This is a genomic window from Nodosilinea sp. LEGE 06152, from assembly GCF_015207525.1.
Taxonomy (GTDB): Bacteria; Cyanobacteriota; Cyanobacteriia; order Phormidesmidales; family Phormidesmidaceae; genus Nodosilinea.
The window spans coordinates 183,196-207,112 of the sequence record NZ_JADEWR010000002.1 but is presented as its reverse complement, the minus strand read 5'-3'; the positions used below and the strand labels follow the sequence as shown (position 1 = coordinate 207,112).

24 protein-coding genes are annotated in these 23,917 nt (G+C 58.8%); 11 read left to right on the top strand and 13 right to left on the bottom strand.

Going from position 1 to position 23,917, the window contains the following annotated elements; all coding sequences use genetic code 11:
* The first annotated feature begins 24 nt into the window (after positions 1-24).
* Positions 25-546 carry a hypothetical protein gene (locus IQ265_RS03430; protein WP_228037538.1) on the top strand — a complete coding sequence of 174 codons (522 nt, stop codon included), beginning with the start codon at positions 25-27 and terminating at the stop codon, positions 544-546.
* An 18-nt stretch (positions 547-564) separates the two neighbouring features.
* Here IQ265_RS03430 and IQ265_RS03425 read toward each other — a convergent pair whose 3' ends face one another.
* The 3 genes from IQ265_RS03425 to tsaD all read right to left on the bottom strand — a co-directional run bounded on the left by IQ265_RS03425 (position 565) and on the right by tsaD (position 2,631).
* Positions 565-879, bottom strand: coding sequence for a metal-sensitive transcriptional regulator (locus IQ265_RS03425; RefSeq protein WP_194051114.1), 315 nt, complete (start codon positions 877-879; stop codon positions 565-567).
* Between the two features lie 157 nt (positions 880-1,036).
* A complete protein-coding gene (locus tag IQ265_RS03420) occupies positions 1,037-1,438 on the bottom strand; it encodes a protein disulfide isomerase family protein (protein WP_194050792.1) in 402 nt (133 codons plus the stop codon).
* A 71-nt stretch (positions 1,439-1,509) separates the two neighbouring features.
* Complete coding sequence (gene tsaD / locus IQ265_RS03415) at positions 1,510-2,631, bottom strand: tRNA (adenosine(37)-N6)-threonylcarbamoyltransferase complex transferase subunit TsaD (RefSeq protein ID WP_228037537.1); 1,122 nt, start codon at positions 2,629-2,631, stop codon at positions 1,510-1,512.
* A gap of 194 nt (positions 2,632-2,825) precedes the next feature.
* Between tsaD and IQ265_RS03410 the strand changes: the two genes are divergently transcribed.
* The 3 genes from IQ265_RS03410 (at position 2,826) to IQ265_RS03400 (ending at position 4,134) form a co-directional block, all read left to right on the top strand.
* The gene (locus tag IQ265_RS03410; protein ID WP_194050791.1) at positions 2,826-3,326 is read left to right on the top strand and encodes a Photosystem I reaction center subunit III; all 501 of its coding nucleotides are present in this window, start codon (positions 2,826-2,828) and stop codon (positions 3,324-3,326) included.
* Positions 3,327-3,377: 51 nt separating this feature from the next.
* Positions 3,378-3,503, top strand: coding sequence for a photosystem I reaction center subunit IX (gene psaJ / locus IQ265_RS03405; RefSeq protein ID WP_194050790.1), 126 nt, complete (start codon positions 3,378-3,380; stop codon positions 3,501-3,503).
* A 148-nt stretch (positions 3,504-3,651) separates the two neighbouring features.
* Positions 3,652-4,134: a photosystem I reaction center subunit XI gene (locus tag IQ265_RS03400; RefSeq protein WP_194050789.1), complete on the top strand. Its 483-nt coding sequence runs from the start codon at positions 3,652-3,654 to the stop codon at positions 4,132-4,134.
* A 193-nt stretch (positions 4,135-4,327) separates the two neighbouring features.
* Here the strand turns inward: IQ265_RS03400 and IQ265_RS03395 are convergent, their stop codons facing one another.
* Positions 4,328-5,536 carry a methionine gamma-lyase family protein gene (locus IQ265_RS03395; RefSeq protein WP_194050788.1) on the bottom strand — a complete coding sequence of 403 codons (1,209 nt, stop codon included), beginning with the start codon at positions 5,534-5,536 and terminating at the stop codon, positions 4,328-4,330.
* 141 nt (positions 5,537-5,677) lie between these two features.
* On the opposite strand from IQ265_RS03395, the gene IQ265_RS03390 reads away from it, so the two are divergent.
* Together IQ265_RS03390 and IQ265_RS03385 are read left to right on the top strand one after the other, a co-directional pair.
* Positions 5,678-6,499 carry a fatty acid desaturase gene (locus tag IQ265_RS03390; RefSeq protein ID WP_194050787.1) on the top strand — a complete coding sequence of 274 codons (822 nt, stop codon included), beginning with the start codon at positions 5,678-5,680 and terminating at the stop codon, positions 6,497-6,499.
* Between the two features lie 94 nt (positions 6,500-6,593).
* Positions 6,594-7,316, top strand: a complete 723-nt coding sequence (locus IQ265_RS03385; RefSeq protein ID WP_194050786.1) for a GDSL-type esterase/lipase family protein — start codon at positions 6,594-6,596, stop codon at positions 7,314-7,316.
* Between the two features lie 16 nt (positions 7,317-7,332).
* Here the strand turns inward: IQ265_RS03385 and gyrB are convergent, their stop codons facing one another.
* Complete coding sequence (gene gyrB / locus IQ265_RS03380) at positions 7,333-9,273, bottom strand: DNA topoisomerase (ATP-hydrolyzing) subunit B (protein ID WP_194050785.1); 1,941 nt, start codon at positions 9,271-9,273, stop codon at positions 7,333-7,335.
* A 206-nt stretch (positions 9,274-9,479) separates the two neighbouring features.
* On the opposite strand from gyrB, the gene miaA reads away from it, so the two are divergent.
* A complete protein-coding gene (gene miaA / locus IQ265_RS03375) occupies positions 9,480-10,373 on the top strand; it encodes a tRNA (adenosine(37)-N6)-dimethylallyltransferase MiaA (protein ID WP_347404914.1) in 894 nt (297 codons plus the stop codon).
* 61 nt (positions 10,374-10,434) lie between these two features.
* On the opposite strand, the gene IQ265_RS03370 is transcribed toward miaA, so the two are convergent.
* The 6 genes from IQ265_RS03370 to IQ265_RS03345 all read right to left on the bottom strand — a co-directional run bounded on the left by IQ265_RS03370 (position 10,435) and on the right by IQ265_RS03345 (position 15,289).
* Positions 10,435-11,169: a BMC domain-containing protein gene (locus tag IQ265_RS03370; protein WP_278002719.1), complete on the bottom strand. Its 735-nt coding sequence runs from the start codon at positions 11,167-11,169 to the stop codon at positions 10,435-10,437.
* Positions 11,170-11,340: 171 nt separating this feature from the next.
* Positions 11,341-11,997: a hypothetical protein gene (locus IQ265_RS03365; protein ID WP_194050782.1), complete on the bottom strand. Its 657-nt coding sequence runs from the start codon at positions 11,995-11,997 to the stop codon at positions 11,341-11,343.
* A gap of 64 nt (positions 11,998-12,061) precedes the next feature.
* Positions 12,062-14,023, bottom strand: a complete 1,962-nt coding sequence (locus IQ265_RS03360; RefSeq protein WP_194050781.1) for a ribulose bisphosphate carboxylase small subunit — start codon at positions 14,021-14,023, stop codon at positions 12,062-12,064.
* Positions 14,024-14,191: 168 nt separating this feature from the next.
* Entirely contained in the window at positions 14,192-14,494 is a 303-nt protein-coding gene (locus tag IQ265_RS03355) for a EutN/CcmL family microcompartment protein (RefSeq protein ID WP_194050780.1), read from the bottom strand.
* A gap of 6 nt (positions 14,495-14,500) precedes the next feature.
* Positions 14,501-14,839 (bottom strand): carbon dioxide-concentrating mechanism protein CcmK, encoded by a 339-nt coding sequence (locus IQ265_RS03350; RefSeq protein ID WP_017296879.1) that lies wholly within the window; start codon positions 14,837-14,839, stop codon positions 14,501-14,503.
* A 141-nt stretch (positions 14,840-14,980) separates the two neighbouring features.
* Positions 14,981-15,289 carry a carbon dioxide-concentrating mechanism protein CcmK gene (locus IQ265_RS03345; protein WP_026072292.1) on the bottom strand — a complete coding sequence of 103 codons (309 nt, stop codon included), beginning with the start codon at positions 15,287-15,289 and terminating at the stop codon, positions 14,981-14,983.
* 776 nt (positions 15,290-16,065) lie between these two features.
* Between IQ265_RS03345 and IQ265_RS03340 the strand changes: the two genes are divergently transcribed.
* The 4 genes from IQ265_RS03340 to ppk2 all read left to right on the top strand — a co-directional run bounded on the left by IQ265_RS03340 (position 16,066) and on the right by ppk2 (position 21,788).
* Complete coding sequence (locus tag IQ265_RS03340) at positions 16,066-17,901, top strand: NAD(P)H-quinone oxidoreductase subunit F (RefSeq protein ID WP_194051112.1); 1,836 nt, start codon at positions 16,066-16,068, stop codon at positions 17,899-17,901.
* Between the two features lie 9 nt (positions 17,902-17,910).
* Entirely contained in the window at positions 17,911-19,533 is a 1,623-nt protein-coding gene (locus tag IQ265_RS03335) for an NADH-quinone oxidoreductase subunit M (RefSeq protein WP_194050779.1), read from the top strand.
* Positions 19,534-19,551: 18 nt separating this feature from the next.
* A complete protein-coding gene (locus IQ265_RS03330; RefSeq protein ID WP_194050778.1) occupies positions 19,552-20,688 on the top strand; it encodes a CO2 hydration protein in 1,137 nt (378 codons plus the stop codon).
* Positions 20,689-20,831: 143 nt separating this feature from the next.
* A complete protein-coding gene (ppk2, locus tag IQ265_RS03325; RefSeq protein WP_194050777.1) occupies positions 20,832-21,788 on the top strand; it encodes a polyphosphate kinase 2 in 957 nt (318 codons plus the stop codon).
* A 132-nt stretch (positions 21,789-21,920) separates the two neighbouring features.
* On the opposite strand, the gene IQ265_RS03320 is transcribed toward ppk2, so the two are convergent.
* A complete protein-coding gene (locus IQ265_RS03320; protein ID WP_347404905.1) occupies positions 21,921-22,805 on the bottom strand; it encodes a tetratricopeptide repeat protein in 885 nt (294 codons plus the stop codon).
* A 64-nt stretch (positions 22,806-22,869) separates the two neighbouring features.
* The gene (gene queG, locus IQ265_RS03315) at positions 22,870-23,838 is read right to left on the bottom strand and encodes a tRNA epoxyqueuosine(34) reductase QueG (protein WP_194050776.1); all 969 of its coding nucleotides are present in this window, start codon (positions 23,836-23,838) and stop codon (positions 22,870-22,872) included.
* Between the last annotated feature and the right edge of the window lie 79 nt (positions 23,839-23,917).

The window sequence follows — 23,917 nt, the reverse complement described above, 5'->3', positions numbered from 1 at the left end:
GTTCTCCAAACCGCATTTTTAACCATGATTTCGAAGGCTCAGCCGGGTATGCTAAGCCTGTTGGGGTTCCTCTACAGTTCAGCCCTCACTGACCTGTTTCGCTCAGTATTCTTATGTCACCTGCATGGGTCTATGACTACGGCTAAGGCATCTGTACCGGCGCAGCCCGCGTCTTCCCTCTCCGCTCAGGAGGCAATGTTGGAAAACATTGTTGGGGTGGCAATTTTTGACTTCAGCGGTCTACCCCAGGAGTATTTTGTGACCGCCGACAACGAAAGCACCAGCTGGGTGCAGCTCGTATTTCAGGCGCTAGGGCTAAAGTCTCTGCTGATGTCATCCCTCAAGCTGGACGGCTTCTCGCACATCTGCATTGAGCTAGAGCAGCAAACCGCCGTCGTAGTGCGGACCAAAGAAGAATACGTTGCCCTGCTGCTGCGCCAGCCGCTGACCTTTGCTACGGCCCAGGAGAGCGATCGCTTTAGCCACTGGGTGCGTCAGTTTGAGCGTCGCCTGCTGCGCGAGCACGGGCGCTTTGTACCCGCTTAGGTGTACCTGCTTAGGTGGCTAGGGCAAAAAGCGATCGAGGGCTGCCTTTAGCTCGGCAATTTCTTCTTCAATGTTGCCGTCTACGGCGGCGCGACCAATGCACTCGGTCAGGTGCTCATCGAGAATGATCCGGGCGACGCGATCGAGCGCTCCCCGCACTGCCGCTATCTGCACCAGCACGTCGGGGCAGGGTCGGCTCTCCTGCACCATCGTTTTAATGCCGCGAATGTGGCCCTCAATGCGGGCTAGCCGGTTGACAATGCGTCGCAGCGACTCGGGGTCGTGCACGTGGGGATGAGCGCTGCTGTCAGCGGTGACATCGACCTCGTGCAGGTGCGGGTGGGGATGGGAGCTAGGGTTATGCAACGGCTGTATGGGCTCGGTACGCGACTATAGAGGAGTGAGTGATGAGGAGTGAGTGACAGCGGCAGATCAGGGTTAATTAAAACTATCGATGGGTTGACGAGGGGCCTGCCGAGATCGCAAAACCCTAGGGAGGGGCCGAAAAACCTGACAGCTCGGCCAGTTCATCGAGCGATCGCACCCCAGGGTACAGCTGACCGCCGATCTCCCAGGTAGGGTAGCCCTGAATGCCCTTCTGCTGGCAAAGCTCGGGCTGGGGGTTATCGCCATCGGCGGCGCACTCTACGTAGGGCAGCCGCTCGGCAGATGCTTTGAACATAGCCTTCTGGTCGGCGCAGTGGGGACACCAGTAGGCCCCATACATGACTCCGTCGGTGGCCTCTAGGTGTTGGGCCAGCTGGGCTTCGTAGCTGCTAGGGTCAGCGGCATTTGGGGAATTGGGGCTACACCCAAATGCGAGCGCCGTTAAAGCAAGGCCGCCTAGCCCCACAGCGTGAGGCCAGCGCCGTAGTGGATGAAGTTGAACCATAGAACTCATCGTAATGCTGAACCTAAACTCAACGCCGTGATCAACACTATGGGCCAGCGCTACCCGTAGCGCTATAGGGCAACGCGCCGCTGCTCCCCCAGTGTAGCGCCAAGCCCCGCCAATGGGCCGCCAGATGCGCACTCTGGGTTGGAACCGTAGAGTTCCATCACTCGCGCCAGGTCGAGTCGCGACTGGGCTCCCAGCCCCAGACTCGACCGATGGCCGTGGTTGAGGTGGTCGGCGGCGGCACAGCCGATCATGGCGGCGTTGTCGGTACACAAACTCAGGGGCGGAAAGATCACCCGCAGGCCGTGGGCCTCAGCCGCCTGCTGGAGCTGCTGGCGCAGGCCACTGTTGGCCGCCACTCCACCGCCTACCGCCACCGTGGTGAGGCCGTAGGCCTGGGCACAGGCCACCACTCGCCGAGTCAGACTGCGGGCCACCGTGGCCTGAAAGCTAGCGGCCAGGTCGGCGACGGGCAGCGGGTCTACCCCCTCGGCTTTGAGTTTTTCGACCAGCCGCAGCACCGCCGTCTTTAGCCCGCTAAAGCTGGAGTCGTAGGGGTGAAAGCCTCCCTCTGGCAGCGAAATGTTGCCTTCGGGCAGGGGAAAGGCTTTGGGGTTACCGGCCTGGGCCAGTTTATCGATCGCGGGGCCGCCGGGGTAGCCCAACCCCAGCAGCCGGGCGACTTTATCAAAGGCTTCGCCCGCTGCATCGTCGCGGGTTTGGCCCAGGGTTTGGTACTGGCCGCAGGCTTTGACGTAGATGAGGCTGGTGTGCCCTCCCGATACCAGCAGGCACAGGTAGGGCGGCTGGAGGTCGGGGCTGGCCAGGTAGTTGGCGTAGATGTGCCCCTCCAGGTGGTGCACCCCCAAAAACGGCTTGTGGTGCACCATAGCCAGGGTTTTGCCGGCGGTCAGCCCCACCAGCAGCGCCCCCACCAGGCCCGGTGCGCAGGTGGCGGCCACAGCATCGATGTCGGCCCAGCCCAGCCCAGCCTGCTCCAGCGCCATGCGCAGACCCTCGCCCAGGGTGGCGACGTGGTACCGCGAGGCCACCTCAGGCACGATGCCGCCATAGGGCTGGTGAATGTCGATTTGAGACGCGACGACGGTGCTCAGAATAGTGCGATCGCGCACCACCGCCACGGCCGTTTCGTCACAGCTGGTTTCTAGAGCTAAGATTGTCGCCATTGGATTGCCGCTCAGGAGGAACTAACGTAAGCCGGGTTGTAATTTGTAGAGATGTAAACACCCCATCGATCTTAGCTTTACGGTGGTTCGGCTGCGCGGTATTATGGCGACCAAGTTGGGTGAATTTTTGTTCAAAAAACTTAACTTTGCGTTCAAATCGCCCTAGTTTCTTAGGTAATTAAAAGGAACAGTTTATGCGACGGTTTTTTGCTGTAGCGCTTGTAGTGTTTCTCTGGTTCGGGTTTGCCCCCCCGGCCTCCGCTAGCCTAGCTGGCGACAATGTGGCCGGGCTCACCCCCTGTGGCCAAAATGAAGCTTTTCTAAAGCGGGCCGCCAATGCCAAAACAGATTCGGCAAAGGCTCGGTTCGACTTTTACGGTAGCTCTACTCTGTTGTGCGGCAGCGACGGTCTGCCCCACCTGGTGGTAGACGGCGACCTGGCCCATGCCGGAGAGTTTTTGATTCCTAGCCTGCTATTTCTGTACATCGCGGGCTGGATTGGCTGGGTTGGTCGGGCTTACCTGATCACGGTACGTGGTCAGAAGAACCCCGAAGACAAGGAGATCATTATTGATGTGCCCCTGGCCATCAAGACTGCTCTGACTGGGTTTGCCTGGCCCTTGACCGCTTTCAAAGACATTGTCAGTGGGGCCATGTTTGCCAAAGACGACGAGATCACCGTATCTCCTCGCTAGGTAACCCCTCGCTTGCTCCCAGAACAACGCTCCAGGAGAACTAATTAGACCATGGACAACAACCTGCTTCGGTATCTATCGGCTGCTCCGGTGCTCGCCACCGTTTGGTTGGTGATTACTGCCGGTATTTTGATTGAGTTCAACCGCTTCTTTCCCGATTTGCTGCTGCATCCTTAGGGTAGAGATTTTGCTCAGTCGTCCTGCTCAGGACGCTTTGCGGTCACTTTGAGTATGCTGCTTGAAAGATGGTTTTTGGAGACTTAGCGGCGTCTAAAAACCGTCTTTTCCATTTGCTGTGACTTTATTTGAGTTGGAGAAACCCCCTATGACAGAAGCTATTCAGCCCGCTGGGGATCCACAAATCGGCAACTTAGAAACGCCGATTAATTCCTCTGGATTTTCCAAAGCCTTCATTGGCAATCTGCCCGCCTACCGGAAGGGGCTTTCCCCCCAGCGGCGCGGTTTAGAGATTGGCATGGCCCACGGTTATTTCCTCTACGGTCCCTTTGCTCTGCTCGGCCCCCTGCGCGATTCTGACATTCCTGGCTTGGCCGGGTTGCTGAGCGCCGCGGGACTGATCGTCATTTTGACCGCCTGCCTCTCAATTTACTCAGGTTCTGGCCTTAACCACTCCGTTACTAGAGCCACCAGCCCATTCCCCCCTCCCGCTAGCCTCGAAACGGACGAGGGCTGGAGCGAGTTTGCCGGCAGCTTTTTAATCGGCGGCATTGGCGGAGCTACCTTCGCCTACCTGCTGGCGGCTAATTTGCCTATTCTGACTACCCTAGTTAGCGGTGGTCATAGCTAAGCTTGCCTCTGCAATCCGTATTCTGTAAGCGTCAGGGGTGGTGGACTGCAATCCATCGCCCCTGGCGCTTTTAAGTGCAATATGGACAGTCAGGCGTAGTCTGTTGGGGCGGTTGTGCTCCCGATGGTTTTTTTACGCTGAATCCTGGGGTCGGGCAAAACGGGGTCTGCCCGCTCTACGGCTAAAAGCCGTTCTACAACGGGCCAATCGCCTCCACGGCGGCCTCCACGGCTAGGGCCACATGGGTCCAGTGGGTGCCCCCCTGGCAGTAGACAATGTAGGGCTCTCGCAGGGGGCCGTCGGCGGAGAGTTCTGAGGTGCTGCCGTCAATAAAGGTGCCACCGGCCATAACCAGTTCGCTGTCGTAGCCCGGCATGGCGGCAGGGACAGGTTCTACGTAGGCGTCGATGGGAGAATGCTGCTGTACGGCCTTACAAAAGGCGATCAGTTTTTCGGGTGAACCCAGGCGAATGGCCTGAATGACATCACGCTGGGGGGCGCTGGGGACGGGGTTGACGGGGTAGCCCAAAGCCTCGAAGGTGGCCGCTAACAAATAGTTGCCCTTCATCGCTTCGCCCACCATTTGGGGGGCAAGAAAGAGCCCCTGATAGAGCAGCCGGTTGAGGTTGAGGCTAGAGCCGCCGCTGGCTCCGATGCCGGGGGCGGTGAGGCGACAGGCGGCAGCCGCCACCAGGTCGGCGCGGCCCGCTACGTAGCCGCCGGTAGGGGCAATCGTGCCGCCAGGGTTTTTAATCAGCGACCCGGCGATTAAATCGGCCCCGACGGCGGTGGGCTCTCGGTCTTCTAAAAATTCGCCGTAGCAGTTATCGACAAAACAGACGGTGGCCGGGTTTTGATCTTTAACTACCCGCACGATTTTCTCGATTTCCGCTATGGTGAGGGTTGAGCGCCAACTATAGCCGCACGATCGCTGGATATGTACCAGTCGGGTCTTTGGCCCCACTGCGTGGGCCAGGGCAGACCAGTCAATTGTGTGGGTGGCGCTTAGCGGTAACTCTCGATAGGACACCCCAAACTCGGCCAAAGACCCCTGGCCTGCGCTGCGTAAACCAATTACTTCTTCCAGGGTGTCGTAGGGGGTGCCTGCCACCGCCAGCATTTCATCGCCAGGGCGAAGAACGCCGTATAGGGCACAGGCGATCGCATGGGTGCCAGAGACAAACTGCGATCGGGCCAGAGCTGCCTCCGCTCCCATAACATCGGCAACCACGCGGTCAAAGGTATCTCGGCCGATGTCGTCGTGGCCGTAGCCCGATACACTACTGAAGTGGTGACTCCCTACCCGGTGTCGCCGAAACGCTGCCAGCACCCGCGCTAGGTTCTGCTTGACCTGGGCGTCAATTCCATAAAAAATCGGAAGGAGGATGGATTCTGGCGGCATCTTGGGGTTTGATTGTTGCAATGGTTAAATTTTTTCGTTAATAAACAGGGGTAATTATTGTCCCCTAAATTTACTCTGCTTGAGCAAAACTCTTGTCCAAAGTTCTTGCTCGGGCTCCTGTCCAAATTCTGAGACTTTTGCATGACTGCTGTAACTACTGAGCGTTTGTCCCGCGATTGGGTCACTCTCCTATTTATGATTGCTGTCCACAGTATTGCTGCTTTGGCGTTCTTGCCCGGCAATTTCTCCTGGGCCGCGATCGGTGTGGCGCTGCTGCTGCACTGGTTTACTGGCTGCCTCGGCATTACCCTGGGCTGGCACCGATTGGTCTCCCACCGCAGCTTTACGGTGCCCAAGTGGCTAGAATACTTCTTTGTTTTTTGTGGCACCCTGGCTTGCCAGCACGGCCCCATTATGTGGGTGGGCCTACATCGGCACCACCACGCCTACTCTGACCAAAACCTTGACCACCACGACTCCAACAAGGGATTTTGGTGGAGCCACATGGGCTGGATGCTGCGGGATGTGCCCGCGCGACACGATGTTGACCGCTTCATCCGCGACATTAAAGACGACCCGTTTTATCTATTCTGCGAAAAGTATTTTCTGCTGCTTCAAGTTGGCCTGGGGGTTGTGCTCTACGCCCTGGGTGGCTGGCCCTTTGTGCTGTGGGGAATCTTTGTTCGCCTGGTGGCGGTGTATCACTGCACCTGGTTGGTGAATAGCGCCACCCACAAGTTTGGCTACCGCAGCCACGAAACCGACGACAAATCGACCAACTGCTGGTGGGTGGCTGTGCTGACCTACGGTGAAGGCTGGCACAACAACCACCACGCCTACCAGTATTCGGCCCGTCACGGCCTGAAGTGGTGGGAAGTTGACATGACCTGGATGACCATTCGGTTTTTAGAAACGGTAGGTCTAGCTAAAAAGGTAAAACTGGCTGGCACTACCGATAGCTAGTGGTTAGCTAATCTAATCGCTAGCGGTCGTCAACCAGTTTAGGACACCCTCATGGCATGGTGTCCTATTTTTTTAGCCGATTACTTAATTGCCGATGCGAAAGATACTTAAAGTCTGGTTTGTAATGGGGGGATTTGGGCTGCTGGTGCTGACTGGGTGCGATGGCCCCAGAGTGCCGTCTGACCAACGCGTCGCTCAACCCCAGCTACAACAGCAGGACACCGCCGCTAGGGCGGATGTCAACAACCTGTATCGCGGCGCTGGTGCGCAAGTGGTTGCCTTTGGCGACAGTATCACGGCGGGGGCCGGAGTGGGGCCACAGGCGGCTTACCCCAGCCTGCTTAGCCAAAGGCTAGGTCTTCCCATCGTCAATTTGGGGCGAGGGGGCGACACTACCGCAACGGCCTTAGACCGTCTACAACGGGATGTGCTCGCCGCCGACCCCTGGCTGGTGATGGTAGGACTGGGCGGCAACGACTTCTTACAGCAGGTGCCCCTCGCTCAAACCGAGCAAAATCTGCGTGAGATTGTGACCCACCTCCAGCAGCAGGGAGCGATTGTGGTGTTACTGGGCATGAATGTCTATCCCTTCAACGGCGACTACGAAGCTATGTATGAGCGGGTCGCCAGCGAGACTGAGGCCTACCTCATCCCTGGGGTGCTGGAAGGCCTCAACGACACCCGCTATCTGTACGACCAAATTCATCCCAATCAGGCTGGCCACCAAATCTTGGCCGATCGCGTGGCCGAAGGGTTGCAGCCGCTGCTGGAGCAAGCCAATCGGCCCGCTAGTCTATCCGATTGGCAGCCCCGTTGAGTGGGGGGCAAGCCGCCTAGATATCGAGGTCTTCGAGCTTCATGCGGGGACCGTAGGTTTCGATAAACTCACGGCGGGGGGCAACGCGATCGCCCATCAGGATTGTAAAGATGCGATCGGCCTCAGCGGCGTCTTCAATCTCCACTCGCTTCATGGTGCGGGTGGTGGGGTCCATGGTGGTTTCCCACAGCTGCTGGGGCATCATTTCGCCCAGACCCTTAAACCGCTGCACCGTGTAGTTAGCGTTGGCCGGAAACTCGTTAGTAATCAGATTTTGCAGCTCGCGCTCGTTGTAGCAGTACCAGTGGTTGCGGCCTCGCTCCACCTTGTACAGGGGCGGACAGGCGATGTAGACGTAGCCCTGATCGACCAGGTCGCGCTGGTAGCGGTAGAAAAAGGTGAGCAGCAGGGTGCGAATGTGAGCACCGTCGACGTCGGCGTCAGTCATCAGGCAGATGCGGTGGTAGCGCAGCTGCGACGAGTCAAACTCTTCGCCGCGAATGCCCATGCCCAGGGCAGTGATCAAAGCCTGAATTTCGGTGTTTTTGTAGATTTTAGAGTCGTCGGTTTTCTCAATGTTGAGAATCTTGCCCCGCAGCGGCAGGATGGCCTGGAAGCGGCGATCGCGCCCCTGCTTGGCACTGCCGCCCGCCGAGTCCCCTTCCACAATAAATATTTCAGACTCGCTGGGGTCGCGGCTGCTGCAGTCGGCCAGCTTGCCGGGCAGGGTCGACGACTCAAGCACTGATTTACGGCGCACCAGATCCCGCGCCCGCCGCGCTGCCTCGGCGGCGTTGAACGACTGAATCGCCTTTTCAAGAATGGCGTCGGCCACGTTGGGGTGAAAGTCGAGGTACTCGGTCAGCGCTTCGCCCACCAGCGAATCGACAATACCGCGCACCTCGGTGTTGCCCAGCTTGGTCTTGGTCTGGCCCTCAAACTCGGGGTCGGGCACCTTCACCGAGATAATCGCCGTCAGCCCCTCGCGAATGTTTTCTCCCGCCAGGTTGGAGTCGGCGTCTTTGCGCTTGTTGCGCTTGCGGCTGATGGTGTTGAGGGTGCGGGTGAGCACCGCCTTGAGGCCCTCCAGGTGGGTGCCGCCGTCAATGGTGCGAATGTTGTTGGCGAAGCCCAGCAGGTTGTCGGAGTAGGCATCGACACACCACTGGAGGGCGGCCTCTACCTGCACCCCATCGCGCTCTGAGGAGATGTAGATAATTTCGTCGTGGATGGGCTGCTTGTCGTTGTTGATGTACTGCACGTACTCGTTGATGCCGCCCTCGTAGTAGTAGGTCGACACCTTGGGCTGGTCAGCCTTAATTACATCTAGACGGTAGTCGGTAAAGATCACCCGGATGCCAGCGTTGAGGTAGGCCAGCTCTCGCAGTCGCCCGCACAGAGTGTCGTAGTCGAACTCGGTGCCGTTGTGAAAAATCTCGGTGTCGGGTAGAAAGGTGACCGAGGTGCCCTGACGCTTTTCGGTAATTTTCTCCACCGCCAGCTCGCCAACGGGGATACCACGCTCAAAGCGCTGCTTGTGCACCTTGCCCTCGCGCCATACGGTGACTTCTACCCACTCCGACAGGGCATTCACTACCGAAATGCCGACGCCGTGCAGACCGCCTGACACCTTGTAGCCGCCGCCGCCAAACTTGCCCCCGGCATGGAGCACGGTCATCACCGTTTCGAGGGCCGACTTGCCGGTGCGGGGGTGAATGTCGGTGGGAATGCCGCGCCCGTTGTCAGTTACACTGACCGAGCCGTCGGCGTTGAGAGAAATATCAATGCGATCGCAGTGGCCCGCCAGGGCTTCGTCTACGGAGTTATCGACAACCTCGTACACTAGGTGGTGAAGACCCCGAGGCCCAGTGCTGCCGATGTACATGCCTGGGCGCTTGCGAACTGGCTCAAGCCCCTCAAGCACCTGAATCTGATCAGCACCGTAATCGGTTGTCATGTTGTACGCTCCAAAAATGGGCTTCAAGCCGCCTGACGGCCCGACAGGCTAAAACGCTAGAAAATTATAGCACAAAGCGGCCACAGAGGTTTCTAAGGCAACTGCAGGCGAAGAATGAAGTAGGGATGCAACCACCAAAATTTTCTCAGCTAGACTCATTGTCCCTGAATAGCGGTGTCAATAGTTCAATAGTACCATTTTTGCTGGTGATCGGTGGGGCTACGGCCACCGGCAAATCGGCCCTGGCGATCGCTCTATCCCAGCGCCTGCAAGGCGTCATCCTCAGCGCCGACTCTCGACAAGTATACCGAGAGTTTGATATTGGCACCGCAAAACCCTCGGCTCGCGATCGCCAGCAGGTGCCCCACTATTTAATTGATATTTGCGCCCCCACCGAAACCTTGACCCTGGCCCAATACCAGCGCCAGGCCCAGGATTTCATTCAAACCTTTCATCAGAAAAAGACTGTACCCGTGCTGGTAGGCGGCACCGGGCTCTATATCGATGCGGTGGTCAAAGGTCTGCGCATTCCGCCTGTGGCTCCTCAGCCTGCCCTGCGCCAGCAGTTAGCTGACCTGGGCCAGTGCCACTGCTACGCCCTGCTCAAGACCTTAGATCCGGCGGCGGCTCAGCGCATTCATCCCCATGACCCGGTGCGCACGGCTCGCGCCCTGGAGGTGTACTACGTCACCGGGCAGCCAATGACCGCTCTCCAGGGGGAAGCCCCTCCCGCCTACCCAGTGCTCTATCTGGCCCTCGACTCTGACCCTCTAACTCTAGAACGTCGCATCGCCCAACGTACTCAAGCGATGCTCGACGCTGGTTTTGAAGGAGAAGTAAGGCACCTTGTGGAGAAGTATGGCCCCGAGCTACCTCTGCTGCAAACTCTGGGCTACGCCGAAATGCTGCGCCACCTACAGGGAGAGGTTTCTCTAGCTACCGCCCAGGCCGAAATTGTGCAGCACACCCGCCAGTTTGCCAAGCGCCAGCGCACCTGGTTTCGCAACCGGGCGGCAGTGCAGTGGTTTGATGCCGACGCCGTAGATTTGGTGAATCGGGTATGGGAGAGGTTGCAAGAATGGGCGAGGACAATAGGGTAGGTAAAGAAGATTAGGAAGATAAGGCAGGTAAGAGCACTCCCTCATCCCTTTATCGTCTCCCTCATAATTCTTCGTCGGCTAAGTCTCGCTCTTCTACCGTCAGCTCCAGGGCAATCGGTTCGGCCTCTGCTTCTGTGGCTTCGATCAGCATCGGCTCGGCTTCGACCTCTTCCTGCTTGACGTCCAGGTTGAGGGGAATGCGCAGGGGTTCGGGCTGCTCCTGCTCCTGCTCCATAACCGGCAGCGACTCAACCAGGTCGTCGAGGGGGCGAGGAATGACCATAACGGCATGGAGTTCGCCAATGCGCTCGGCTTCGTGCATACCGGCTTCGATCGCGATCGCCACATTAGGCAGCGACCCTCGAATCAAAATTGTGCAGAGCCCTTCGCCAATCGCCTCATGGGACATCAGCTGCACATCAGCGCTTTTAGTCATGGCGTCAGCGGCCCCCACCATAGCCGGAAAACCGCGCGTTTCGAGTAAACCAATGGCCTGGCTACCCAGTTTGCCCCCGGCCTCACTGCGCAGTTCATCCCAGCGGGCGCAAATGGGCAGCACCGCCTCCAGGTTGGGCAATGGGCGGGGAATCAGGGTCGACGAGACAAACTGACCAAACTCCTGGGCGGTTTCAACGCCAGCCTCAACGGCCATGCGCACGTCGGCAACGCCTCCTCGCACGATCGCGGTACAGTGACCGCCGCCGGTTTTTTCGTAGCCCACCAGCAGCACATCGGCGGCTTTGAGCATGGCATCGGCTGTACCCACCACCGCTGGAAAACTCTCCGTCGACACCATTCCTAATGCGGCCCCGCGATACTTATCGCGCCGCTGGGCCTCCGCTGGCCTGGGGGCGGGTGTTGCCAGGGTGAGCCGTTTGGGCGCACCAGACTTGAGGTCAAGGGGCGAGGCTAGTTTGCCGTCGGATTGCATAGGGTGCCTCTGCACAGGGGTGTCTGCTTCTCCATTCTACGGCTTGTCTTCTGAGGTAGCGCCATTGAGCGCCTGACGATGGGGAAATAGGGTAGACAGGAGGTGATTTACCTGGGCTTTGCCGTAGACCGAGGACCCATTCAGGCGGCTGCCGTTAGAGGTGTTGCCGTTAGAGGTATTGCCGTTAGAACCGCCATAGTGAGCCTTTTCACCCTGGGTACCGGCCGGCTGACTACCGTTACCCGATCCGCTGGCGACATAAGCGCCATTCTGCGTTGGAAAGGCCGCGCCAACGCCAAGCCCGCTACGAGAAGACTGTAGCGGGTCTGGGGCGGGCTGACTTGGATCGCCCACTAGAGAGCCCGGTGCCACCACCTGAGAAGCCCCCAAGCTAGGGTTAATGAGCGTGCTGTTCGAGCCAATGCAGGTGTGCTGCCCAATTGAGCCGTGGCCAACGACCAGCACGCCGCTACCCAAGCTCACCCCAGGCTCAAGCACCAGGTCGCCCCGGCTGGCCTGTACCACAACATCAGCACCCAGGCAGACCCCGGCCGAAATGATCAAACGACAGCCCGGCGCTGCCCCCAGCAACACACCGGGGGCCACCGCTACCCCCGGTGCCAAATCCACATTCCCTTGGATATGGCCGTTGGTAGACGGGTTACTGGCCTGGGCGGGTACTACCACGGTCAACGATCTTTACCTTATGGGGCGTTGTGGGGTGTCAGGGGTACTGACGTTAGGAACTGCTAGGGCCTCAGGGGCGCTGAATAGTCGCTTCGAGCACGCGCTTTTTCACCTTGGGGTCAATGCCAATCAGTCGCACGTACTGACCTGAGTGATTGCGCAGCTGGGATTCTAAGGCCGCCAGCACGTCTGAAGTTCGGTTACCCTCTAGAGCACCACCGGTCTGCCAGGCGCCGCTGCGGTAGCGGCGCACGTCAGCGTGCTCTAGGCTGAGCCGGTAGCCCTGGTTAACCAGCTGATTGACCTGCTGCACCAAATCTTGAGAAAGGCCACCCATCGGCGCGGAGCCGTTGCTCGATGCCGGACTCGATGCCGGAGCCGAATAGGACGGCCCAGAAGACCCAACAGGCGCAGCTTTAGACCCCGGACGCTGGACGGTAACGGCAGACACTCGACGCTTAGCTTTGGGATCAATGCCGAAGACCCGCACGTACTCATTGGGGTGCTCGGCGATGCAGGTATTGATCGCCGCCATTACCTCGCCCTCGCGGGTGCTGCCAATGGGGGTGCAAGACTGCCACACGTTGCTGTTGTAGCGGCGAGCATCGGCGTGCTCGGCTCCAACATGAAATCCCTGGTTGAGCCACTGGCGTACCTGCTGAGCCACATCGCCCGAGGCTTTGGCAGAACCGCCGTGAGAGCCAGCCGAAGCATAGGAAGAGCTGGATGAACTGCCCGATGGCGAACCTACGCTAACCGGCCTGCCGTCGGGGCGCTGAATTGTGATTGGAGCAATGCGGCGCTTGGCCTGGGGATCGATGCCAAACAGACGCACGTACTCGCCAGAATGCTCCGAGAGGCAGCGCTCTAGCGCCCCAAACACCTCACCCTCGCGGGAGGACTGAATGGGAGAGCAGGTTTGCCACACGTTGCTACTGTAGCGGCGGGCATCGGCGTGCTCGGTGCCAATGCGGTAACCCTGACTGAGGTACTGACGCACCTGCTGCACCACCTCTGGCGACAGGGGGCCGCTGGACGATGAACCGCCGGACGACGGCGAAGCCGGAGCCGGACGGTAACCCCCATGACTGGAGGGCGCTGCTATCGAACTGCTACCGTTAGCCGCTACGGGTTTACCGTCAGCCCGCTGAATTGTGATCGGGGCAACCCGCTGCTTGGCCCTGGGGTCAATGCCAAACATGCGCACGTACTCGCCTGCGTGCTCAGATAGACAGGCTTCTAGGGCGGCCATCACCTCAGACTCTCGGTTGGATTGAATGGGGCTGCAGGTCTGCCAAACGCCGCTGCGGTAGCGGCGAGAGTCAGCGTGCTCGGTACCAATGGTCAAGCCCTGGGCCAGATATTGACGGGCCCGCTGGACAACGTCGGGGGGTAGCAGTTGAGAAGTCATAGTGCCAAATCCATCACGTTCGTTTGAGTCTGCTGCGCGGTAGGAGGAAGCGGAGCTGGTGGGCTCGCGCCGTGCGGTCGGGGTCGCAACGCCCGACGTTTCTGAAAGCTCGTTGACCAGTGCCCGATCGCCAGGGCTGACATCGGGTAGGCTATCGGCCTGGTGCTGCTGAGTAATTACCGCCCCGGAGGGCACCAGTTTGCCCGGCGGTACGGCCACGTCCTGGACCAGGGCGTGCATCATTACGACGCAGCCAGCCCCCAGACGGGCGTTGTAAAGCGTTGAGCGAAAGCCAATGAAGCAGTCGGGGCCAATGTAGACCGGGCTCTGCACCAGGACTTTGTAGGCCAAAAAGGCGCGATCGCCCACCCAGACTGCGTAAGACACGCGGTCGTCGCCCAGCACTCGCCCCTGGGTACGACCATAGACCGTGGTTCCCTCCTGCAAAACGCTGGCGGAGCCGAGCCGCACTGTGGCATTGGGGTCGGCCTGCACCGTTACCCCTGGCGCCAGCGTGGCCCCTGGATCTACCATCACCTGCCCATGTACCTGGGCTAGAGGGTGAATCCGAGGTGCCAGTGCCGTCTGGGTCGGAGATGCCGCTGGAGTGCGGATCGCCATTGCTACACATCCTCCAAAAGAACCCTTGAGCGATCGGGCATTCGGTACCCGAACGAAGCAGTCAAAGAGCTAGCCTAATCACCATTCAACCGGACCAGCCCGGTCTGGAATACCTGAGAGCACGTTGAGCAGTCCCGAGCGATGCTCCCAAGTAATGCCCAAATGCGTCTAGCTAAAATCATTCCGCTTGTTGTAGAGGTTACCGCTGTCGAGACTAACGGTATCAACAATTGCAATAACAGCCGCATCCACAGGACGATTTTCGTAGCCGTGATGCTGGCGGGCCCCGCTGCCCTGGGTAATTAATACCCATTCGCCAGGCCCAGCCCCCACCACATCGGCGGCAACGGTGTAGTCGGGCAGCAAGTCGCCCGTTTCGCTAATCAACTGCACCAGTAAAAACTTAGTGCCACTCAAGCTGGGCTCTTTACAGGTGCTGACTACCGTGCCGCGAACCTTAGCCAAGAGCATAGCGACCTATCTGCCGTAGGGGCGGATACCGCTGACGCTCTCTCTAAATTGCTCTACCGCTTCGGTGTAGCGGATGGGCAGCACAAACTCGAGGTTTTCGTGGGGACGGGCAATAATGTGGGTGGAAAGCACCTGACCACCGTTAACCCGCTTGACGTTCTCAATGCCAGCCGCAACCGAGGCTTGTACCTCAGACACGTCGCCGCGAATGATAACGGTGACGCGGCCGCTGCCGATTTTTTCGTAGCCCACTAGGGTCACGCGGGCCGCTTTTACCATCGCATCAGCCGCTTCTACCACAGCGGGAAAGCCCAACGTTTCAACCATGCCAACAGCAATTGCCATTCTTTTGTATCCTTTGTTTTAGAGAAAGAGACGCCTAATGGACTGCCGAGCCAGACCTGCTGTCTATAGCTCTGAGTACTGGAGCAGACCTAAATATCGTTTGGACCACGAACCTGAAACCCTGAAGAAGCGCTCTAGAGCTTAGGTTCTAAACTGCTCTACTGCTTCGGTGTAGCGGATGGGCAGTACAAACTCGAGGTTTTCGTGGGGACGGGCAATAATGTGGGTGGATAGCACTTCGCCACCGTTGACGCGCTTGGCTGACTCAACGCCTGCCGATACAGAGGCCTGAACCTCAGATACATCGCCTCGCACGATTACTGTAACGCGACCGCTGCCGATTTTTTCGTAGCCCACCAGGGTTACCCGAGCCGCTTTTACCATCGCGTCAGCCGCTTCTACCACCGCCGGAAAACCGAGCGTTTCAATCATTCCAACAGCAATTGGCATAGTCGAAATCTCCTTATATATTTAGACAACCCTGGGTTTACCTAACACGTCTTACCAGTTATTCGGGCACGAAAAACAGCTCCCGAAAAATTAAAAAACCGGGAATCGCCTCTGGAAAGCAAAAACGCTGGGTTGCCCAAAAATTCTTGATGACAGATTAAGCATAGGTGTCCGTAGTCACTTTTGCAATATAAGCCCCAATGATTGTTGCTAATGTTGAATATTATTAAAGCTTATGACGCAAAGCTTTTTTTGTCGTAATCTATCCACAACCAGATGAAAGTGAGCAATCACTCTCAGACTTGCCCTCCTCCTAGGAAGATTTAATTTGTCAACCCCTGCGGGTGGGTTTTGCTCACCGATCGCTGACTTTAAGTATTTTTATAGATTGGCTAAAAACTCACCGTTTTTGGGCCAAGAGGCCGATTGGGAATCAGGTAGAATGTCAAACAAAGCGTTGTCAGAGCGGACTTGGAGGCCCGGGTTGCAGTGTTTTCGCCGCATCCAGGCTAGATAAGGTTCAGCCTGGTAATGCGGCCGTTGCCGCCGGAGATTCTGCCAAAAGATTTTGGTTTAGAAGATTTTGAAGGTGGAAACGGTCTGCTGCGGCAGGGCGGCTGGGGGCGCTCGCTCTTGGGTTGTCTAGCTTATTTTGGCTACAGCACCCTGGTTGTAGCTAGGGTGGCTCCCAAGGTAGAGCTCGAGTTAAAGCTTGGGATTGAGAACGTCAATAGCGCCGGTGGGCAAAGGGTAAGGTGTTGTCAGAGAGCGTCGGAATAACCCAGTTTTTTGTAGAAACCAGCTGGTTGCTACCCGTCTATGGCCTGATCGGGGCTTTGCTATCGCTGCCCTGGTCGACGGGTTTGGTGCGCCGCACTGGCCCCCGTCCGGCGGTCTACCTAAACATCGCCATGACCCTGCTGGCGTTTGGCCACGGGCTATTGGCCTTTCGAGGTATTTGGAATCAGGGGCCCCAGGAACTCCTGTTTTCGTGGTTTGACTTTGCCGATTTGCACCTTACCCTGGCCCTTGATATTTCGGTGCTCAACCTAGGTGTTCTGGAGTTGATTGCCGGCCTGAGCCTGCTGGCTCAGGTGTTTGCTCTGGGCTACCTGGAAAAGGACTGGGCCCTGGCCCGGTTCTACGGCCTGATGGGCTTCTTTGAGGCCGCTATGAGCGGGCTGGTGCTGAGCGGGTCGCTGTTTGTCTCCTACTCGCTGCTGGAGATGCTAACGCTGTCGACCTATCTGCTGGTGGGCTTTTGGTATGCTCAGCCCCTGGTGGTCACCGCTGCCCGCGATGCGTTTTTGACTAAGCGCATTGGCGATGTCCTGCTGTTGATGGGGGTGGTGGCTCTGGCCTCGCTGGCGGGCAGCCTCAGCTTCAACAACCTGTACGAATGGGTCAAGGTGGAGGGGCTTTCGCCAGCGATGGCTACCCTGCTGGGGCTGGCGTTAATTGCTGGACCCATCGGTAAGTGCGCTCAGTTTCCGCTGCACCTGTGGCTCGATGAAGCCATGGAAGGCCCTAATCCCGCCTCTATTTTAAGAAATTCGGTGGTGGTCACCTGCGGTGCCTACGTGCTAATTCGACTGCAGCCGATTGTGGTGCTGTCGCCCGTGGCCCTAGGCACCCTGATCGTGATTGGTACGGTGACGGCGATCGGGGCCTCTCTGGTGGCGCTGGCCCAGGTGGATCTCAAACGCACCTTCTCCTACTCCACCAGCGCCTACCTGGGGCTGGTTTTTATTGCGGTGGGTACCGAGTGGCCTGGGGTGGCGTTTACGCTGCTGCTTACCCACGCCGTGGCCAAGGCTCTCATCTTTATGGCAGTGGGGTCAATTATCACTACGACCAACTGCCAAAACCTGACCGAGCTGGGCGGGCTGGGTGGCAAAATGCCCGCCACTACCCTGGCCTACGTGACCGGTGCGCTGGGGATGGTTGGGGTGTTGCCGCTGGGCTGCTTTTGGGGCCTGCGGATGGGGGCCGATTTTCTCAGCGGCGACTACCCAGTGCTGGCGGGCGTATTTTTTGTTGTCAACGGTCTCACCGCCCTTAATCTGACTCGAGTATTTCGCCTGGTGTTTTTAGGCAATAGCCAGCCCAAGACCCGGCGTGCTCCGGAGGTTCCTTGGCCGATGGCGGTGCCCATGGTCACCCTCACCGTGGTAACGCTTTTGGTGCCCTTGATCATGGCTAAGCTGACGCTGCTGCCTCCCTGGGAATATATCAACCCGCCGGTTACAGCCCTGATGTTGGTATCGGGGTGGGTAGGGGTAGCCGCAGGATCTAGGGTGTCGCTGTCGAAGTCGCTGGCGCGATCGCTAAACCGTCCCCTGCGCATTGCCCAAGACCTGCTGGCCTACGATTTCTACACCGAGCGGCTGTATGACAAAACTGTAGTGGCCGCCGTATCAAGCCTGGCCCGGTTGAGCAACTGGTTTGACCAATACGTGGTCGATGGACTGGTGAACGGCGTTGGTTTAGCCTCTTTGTTTGGGGGTGAGGGCCTTAAATACAGCGCCTCTGGCCAGTCGCAGCTCTATCTGCTGACTATTATCACTGGAGTAGGGCTGCTCGGAATTTTTATGACCTGGACGCTTTGGTAACCGTTGGCCATGCTAAGCACGCTAATTTTAATTCCGCTGGTGGGTGCCCTGGTGCTGTGCCTGTGGCCCGGCAAGCTGGAGTCGAAGACCGCTAAGCTGATCAGCGGCGCGGCCCTAGCCTTTACCCTGGGCTGGGTGGGGCTGCTGGCGACCCAGTTTGAGCTGGCGACACCGGGCTTTCAGTTTGAGGAGCTGCTGCCCTGGGTGGAGCCGCTGGGGTTGAGCTATCGCCTCGGCCTCGACGGTCTGTCGCTGCCGCTGCTGGTGGTGAATAGCCTGCTGGGCCTGGTGGCCATCTACATTACTGATCCCAAACTGCATCGGGTGCGGCTCTACTACGTGCTGCTGCTGGTGATTAACAGCGCTGTCGCCGGGGCATTTTTAGCCGCCAACCTGCTGCTGTTCTTTATTTTCTATGAGCTGGAGCTGATTCCGCTGTACCTGCTCATTGCGATCTGGGGCGGGGCGCGGCGCGGCTATGCGGCCACTAAGTTTTTGATCTATACCGCCCTGTCGGGGGTGCTGATCTTGGGCGCGTTTTTGGGGCTGGTGTGGCTGTCGGGCAACACCAGTTTTGACTACGACAGCGGTCTGGCGGCCGCCCTGCCCCTGGCTCAGCAGGTGACGCTGCTGGTCGCGCTGCTGGTGGGTTTTGGTATTAAAGTGCCGCTGTTTCCGTTTCACACCTGGCTGCCCGACGCCCACGTCGAGGCCTCAACCCCAGTTTCGGTACTGCTGGCGGGGGTGCTGCTAAAGCTGGGCACCTATGGCGTCGTGCGGTTTGGCTTGGGTCTACTGCCCGACGCCTGGATGGCTTTGGCCCCCTGGATGGCAACCTGGGCTGTCGTGAGCGTGCTCTACGGGTCGCTGGCGGCGATCGCCCAAACCGACATGAAAAAAATGGTGGCCTATAGCTCGATTGGCCACATGGGCTACGTGCTGCTGGCCGCCGCCGCCTCAACCCCGTTGAGCATTGTGGCGACGGTGTTTCAAATGATTAGCCACGGGCTGATTTCGGCGCTGCTATTTTTGCTGGTGGGGGTGGTGTACAAAGCCACCGGCACCCGCGATCTGACGGTACTGCGCGGCTTGCTCAACCCTGAGCGGGGCCTGCCCTTTGTCGGCTCTATGATGATCCTGGGGGTGATGGCCAGCGCGGGTATTCCCGGTATGGTGGGCTTTATTTCGGAATTTCTGGTGTTTCGGGGCAGCTTTTTGATCTTTCCGGTGCAGACGCTGCTGTGCATGGTTGGTTCAGGGCTGACGGCGGTGTACTTTCTGCTGCTGGTCAACCGGGCCTTTTTCGGTCGCCTGGCGATCGCCCCCCCTACCTCTACCCCCCAGATTGATCTGGTGCTGCCCCAGGTCAGCTGGCGCGATCGCGTCCCCGCCCTGGGTCTGGCCGCCCTGATCGTAGCCTTTGGCCTACAGCCCAACTGGCTCGCCCGCTGGAGCGAACACATTACCCTGGTGCTCCATGAGCCCTACCAGGGGTTTGTGCAGGCCAGAACTCAGTTCGCCCCCGCTCGCCCGCCCGCCACTCTGGCTGATGCCCTGGCCGCCGATACTGCGTTAATCGCCCCGACCCTGACTCTGCCCTTGCCGACGGCCTCTGTCCCTGTTGACCCCTAACGCTCAGGTCCCCCTGCCATGACCAAAACTCTGCCCCTGGCTAGCGCCCCCACCCATCCCCTAGAGCCCTTCATTCAAAAGCTGCTGAGGGCCGAGGCCCTGCTGCCCGACTCTGAGACCAACGTGCTGGAGGTAGTCGGCATTCTCAAGAGCTACGGGGTCGTGCTCGACGCCTACTCCAAAAATTTGATCTACATCGCCGACCACCAGTTTTTGGTGCTGTTTCCGTTCTTTAAGTACTTTAATGGCAAGGTTACGCTGCCCCAGCTGCTGCGGCACTGGTGGCACGATCGCATCAACTTTGAGTACGCCGAGTACTGCATGAAAACCATGCTCTGGCACGGCGGTGGCCAGATGGATGCCTACCTCGACAGCGACGATTTTTTGCAGCGGTGCGGGGCTGCGATCGCGGCCAAAATCAAATCTAACCCAGCTATGCGAGGGCTGCACGGCCTTTTTCCCGACTTTTTGCCTGAGCAGGTGCGCCAGCTCGCCTACTACAGCGCTCTAGGGCAGTTTTGGCGGGTGATGAGCGACCTGTTTATCGATCTGTCTGACGCCTACGACGCGGGCCAGGTGAAAACCATTCCTGAGGTAGTGGCCTTTATCAAAGCCGGGCTGGTTGCGGTTGCCGCTAACCCAATCACCTACGCCGTAGAAATCGGCGGTAAGCGCTATGATCTGCTGCCCCAGGCGGCGGGGCTAACCTTTCTGATGGATGTGGCTGTGCCCTACGTGGAGGCGGTATTCTTTCGCGGCACCCCGTTTTTAGGCACGGTCTCTTACAACGCCCAGGCCAACCAGATCTCGGTCGACCAGGGTCGCTTTGACTACGGTGCCCTCTACGCCGACCCCTTACCGATCGGCGGGGCCGGGATTCCTCCCACCCTGCTGATGCAGGACATGCGCCACTTTTTGCCCGACTACCTGACCGCTTTCTACCAATCCCAAGGGCGCGGACTCGATGACGTGCGGGTCAAAATTTGCCAGAGCTTTCAAAAATCGATGTTCTGCGTCACTAGCGCTTCGCTGCAGGGGCTGCTGCCTCACCCCGCCGATACGACCCATACCGCAGAACAGGCCGCCAACCACAAATTTTTGGCTGCATGGATGGATCGGCTAGCAACCTCTCGCTTGGAGGTGGTTCAGCTCTAAGGGGTGGTTAGCGTAAGCGGGGTCTGAATGTTTGATGCTGATCTTATGTCGTCATACCGCTTCGACAGCTACTCATGCTTCACTACTGCCTCAATGGCTTAGTGCAGCGGTTAATGTAGCAGCGCCAAACGTAGGATATGACTATGAGCAAACGCAGTGGTAAAGCCAATTCTGGGGCTAAGGATGATTCCTTAGATCTGGATCAAAAGCCAGGCAAAAAGAACGCTAAAAAGAGGTCTAAAACTAAGCAGCTCAAAAAGGAGGCTCTTAAGGCCTTGGAACGGCCTATTTTTCACTACCTGTCTGAGTCCGAAGGCAGCTCGAAATTAACCAGTAAATTTTATGAGAAAGAGCTGGCTCGTTTGCAGGTAGAGTTGGTAAAAATGCAGTACTGGGTCAAGCAAACCGGTACCAGAATTGTAATTTTGTTTGAGGGGCGCGACGCGGCGGGCAAGGGCGGCACCATTAAGCGCATTACTGAGCCGCTCAACCCAAGGGGGTGCCGAGTGGTGGCGCTGGGGACGCCAAGCGATCGCGAAAAAACCGAGTGGTACTTTCAGCGCTACGTTGCCCACCTGCCCGCCGCTGGCGAAATTGTCTGCTTCGACCGCAGCTGGTACAACCGGGCCGGCGTTGAGCACGTGATGGGCTTTTGCACCGACGAGCAGTACGACGAGTTTATGCAGACCTGCCCCGAGTTTGAGCGCATGCTGGTGCGATCTGGGATCATTCTGCTCAAGTACTGGTTTTCGGTCAGCGACGAGGAGCAGGAGCGGCGGTTTCAGTCGCGCCTGACCGACCCGGCCCGCCGCTGGAAGCTCAGCCCTATGGATCTGGAGTCGCGCGATCGCTGGGTGGAGTATTCTCAGGCCAAAGATGCCATGTTCGTCCACACCAACATTCCCGAAGCGCCCTGGTTTACGGTCGAAGCCGACGACAAAAAGCGGGCGCGGCTTAACTGTATCAGCCACATTCTCAGCAAAATTGACTACGTCGATATGACTCCCGAGCCGCTAGAGCTGCCGCCGCGCCGCAGTGCCCCAGACGACTACGTGCGATCGCCCATTAACGAGCAATTTTTTGTGCCCCAACGCTATTGATGGTTGGGGCTTCGGCTGATGGTTGGGGCTTCGACTGATGGTTGGGGCTTCGACTGATGGTTGGGGCTTCGACTCCGCTCAGCCACCGGTAGCTGAGCGAAGTCGAAGCTCGGTAGCTGAGCGGAGTCGAAGCTACAGCTCGCTCAGCAGGGTCTTGATGTCGGGAATCTCAAAGAACGCGGTGGTGGAGTCGATCAGCTTGTCGCCCCAGAGGTTGGTGCGCAGAAACTCAAGGTCGGCGTAGCGGCTGTCCTGCTCCAGCGCTTCGGTGCCCAGGCGTACGGCTTCCTGACAGGCAGCGCTGGTGGCTCTAACCACGGGTACACCGCAGTTTTCTTGGGCGTGCAGGGCGACGGCGATCGCCAGCTTGGGTTCGGGCTCGTTGGCAGCTAGCTCCAGGCTAGACCGCCAGTATTCCACCGCCTTCTGTGCGTCGCCCTGCTCGTAGAACACCAGGCCAATGTTGTTGACCGAGGGCCAAAACTCGGGCTCGGCGGCCACTGATCGCTCAAAGGTCGCGATCGCCTGGGGGTACTGGTCGAGCTTAAAGTAGGCGTTGCCCAGGTCGAACAGGGCGCTGGGGTTGTCGGGTTCTAGCGCTAGCCCCTGCTCCAGGTAGCTGGCGGCGCGCTGGGGGTCATCCTGCTGCAGATAGGCCGACCCCAGAGCAAACAGCACCCGTGGGTTTTCAGGCAGCAGGCTTTGGGCGCGATCGAGCAGCGGCAGCGCCTTGTCGACCTCGCTGTTTTGCAGGTAGAGACCGCCCAGCAGGGCCAACACCTGGCCGTCGTTGGGGGCGAGCTGAGCCGCCAGCTGAGCCAGGGCCAAGGCCCGCCCATACTGCTGAAACTCGGCCAGCTGCTGGGCTTCGTTGGCCAAAAACAGCCCCTGCTCGGTCATCAGGTCGTAGTCAAGCGGCAGCACGTAGGGAGTGAGCGCCTGGGCGCGGACGGGTAGGGCATTGCCCAACAGTCCGCAGAGGGTCAGCAGCGGCAGAAGAGAGAGGCGTTTTAGCACAGCAGAATCGGTAGGGTGAATAGCGAGTCTATAAGAGTGTACGTCGGTTGCGGACGCTGAAAAATCAGCCGGGGTGATTTTGCTGAGCGGCTGCTTGGGCCGTCTGAGCATTGCGCCGCCACATAGCCGGTTTGATGCGCCGCAGGGCCGAAGCCCGAAACCGCTGGTCCCACTCGGCTTCTGATAGGGTAGCTAAATCAGTCAGTTTTGGGGCCAGATTCTCGGGGTAGGGCTGAAAGTCATCGACGGCGGTGGGTTGGGCAAAGCGCTGGTTCCAGGGGCAAACATCCTGGCAGATGTCGCAGCCCGCCACCCAGTTATTCAGATGGGGAGCGATCGCCTCCGGCAGCGTTTCGGCCCGGTTTTCGATGGTGTGGTAGGCGATACAGCGGTTGGCATCGACCACGTGGGGCTGGGTAATGGCCCCGGTGGGACAGGCCTCCAGACAGCGGGTGCAGGTGCCACAGTGGGGCATGTGGGGCGAATCGGGAACCAGGGCCAGGGTCGTGATCAGCTCACCCAAAAACACCCAGGAGCCGTACTGGCGGGTGATTAGATTGCCGTTTTTGGCCACCCAGCCCAGGCCCGCCTGCTGGGCCCAGGCCTTGTCCTGTACGGGGCCGGTATCGGCGTAGTAGCGAGCGCCGTGGCCGCTAGCGGTAATCCAGTCGGCCAGGGGTTTGAGCCGCTTTTGCAGAATGCGGTGATAGTCACGGCCCCAGGCGTAGCGGGAAATTTTGCCGTGGCTAGGGTCGTCAGAGTGGCGGTGGGGGGTGTAGTAGTTGAGGGCGACACAGACGAGCGATCGCGCCCCCGGCAGCACCTGGCGAATGTTCTGGCGCTTGGGGTTGCCCATCCAGCCCATATCGGCCTGGTAGCCCTGGTCTAGCCAGCGCTGCAGGTGCTCCACCGCTGCCGTTTCCTGGTGGCTAGGGGATTCGTCTAGGGCCACAATGCCGACTAAATCAAACCCCAGCTCAAGGGCATGGTCAATGACGGCCTGGCGATCGGGTGAACCAGCGGATTCTGCCATCGGTAACGTTTCTTGATCCTGGTAAGCTGTCCTTGTCCTGGCAACCTGCCTGCCTAAAAATTGAACCAGATCCAACTCC

Bases quoted from the DNA above. Each gene is read 5' to 3' on its own strand.
- IQ265_RS03430 (WP_228037538.1), top strand. From the start codon at position 25: ATGATTTCGAAGGCTCAGCCGGGTATGCTAAGCCTGTTGGGGTTCCTC.
- IQ265_RS03420 (WP_194050792.1), bottom strand. From the start codon at position 1,438: ATGGTTCAACTTCATCCACTACGGCGCTGGCCTCACGCTGTGGGGCTA.
- tsaD (WP_228037537.1), bottom strand. From the start codon at position 2,631: ATGGCGACAATCTTAGCTCTAGAAACCAGCTGTGACGAAACGGCCGTG.
- IQ265_RS03410 (WP_194050791.1), top strand. From the start codon at position 2,826: ATGCGACGGTTTTTTGCTGTAGCGCTTGTAGTGTTTCTCTGGTTCGGG.
- psaJ (WP_194050790.1), top strand. From the start codon at position 3,378: ATGGACAACAACCTGCTTCGGTATCTATCGGCTGCTCCGGTGCTCGCC.
- IQ265_RS03400 (WP_194050789.1), top strand. From the start codon at position 3,652: ATGACAGAAGCTATTCAGCCCGCTGGGGATCCACAAATCGGCAACTTA.
- IQ265_RS03395 (WP_194050788.1), bottom strand. From the start codon at position 5,536: ATGCCGCCAGAATCCATCCTCCTTCCGATTTTTTATGGAATTGACGCC.
- IQ265_RS03390 (WP_194050787.1), top strand. From the start codon at position 5,678: ATGACTGCTGTAACTACTGAGCGTTTGTCCCGCGATTGGGTCACTCTC.
- IQ265_RS03385 (WP_194050786.1), top strand. From the start codon at position 6,594: ATGCGAAAGATACTTAAAGTCTGGTTTGTAATGGGGGGATTTGGGCTG.
- gyrB (WP_194050785.1), bottom strand. From the start codon at position 9,273: ATGACAACCGATTACGGTGCTGATCAGATTCAGGTGCTTGAGGGGCTT.
- IQ265_RS03370 (WP_278002719.1), bottom strand. From the start codon at position 11,169: ATGGTGTCGACGGAGAGTTTTCCAGCGGTGGTGGGTACAGCCGATGCC.
- IQ265_RS03360 (WP_194050781.1), bottom strand. From the start codon at position 14,023: ATGGCGATCCGCACTCCAGCGGCATCTCCGACCCAGACGGCACTGGCA.
- IQ265_RS03355 (WP_194050780.1), bottom strand. From the start codon at position 14,494: ATGCTCTTGGCTAAGGTTCGCGGCACGGTAGTCAGCACCTGTAAAGAG.
- IQ265_RS03350 (WP_017296879.1), bottom strand. From the start codon at position 14,839: ATGGCAATTGCTGTTGGCATGGTTGAAACGTTGGGCTTTCCCGCTGTG.
- IQ265_RS03345 (WP_026072292.1), bottom strand. From the start codon at position 15,289: ATGCCAATTGCTGTTGGAATGATTGAAACGCTCGGTTTTCCGGCGGTG.
- IQ265_RS03335 (WP_194050779.1), top strand. From the start codon at position 17,911: ATGCTAAGCACGCTAATTTTAATTCCGCTGGTGGGTGCCCTGGTGCTG.
- IQ265_RS03330 (WP_194050778.1), top strand. From the start codon at position 19,552: ATGACCAAAACTCTGCCCCTGGCTAGCGCCCCCACCCATCCCCTAGAG.
- ppk2 (WP_194050777.1), top strand. From the start codon at position 20,832: ATGAGCAAACGCAGTGGTAAAGCCAATTCTGGGGCTAAGGATGATTCC.
- queG (WP_194050776.1), bottom strand. From the start codon at position 23,838: ATGGCAGAATCCGCTGGTTCACCCGATCGCCAGGCCGTCATTGACCAT.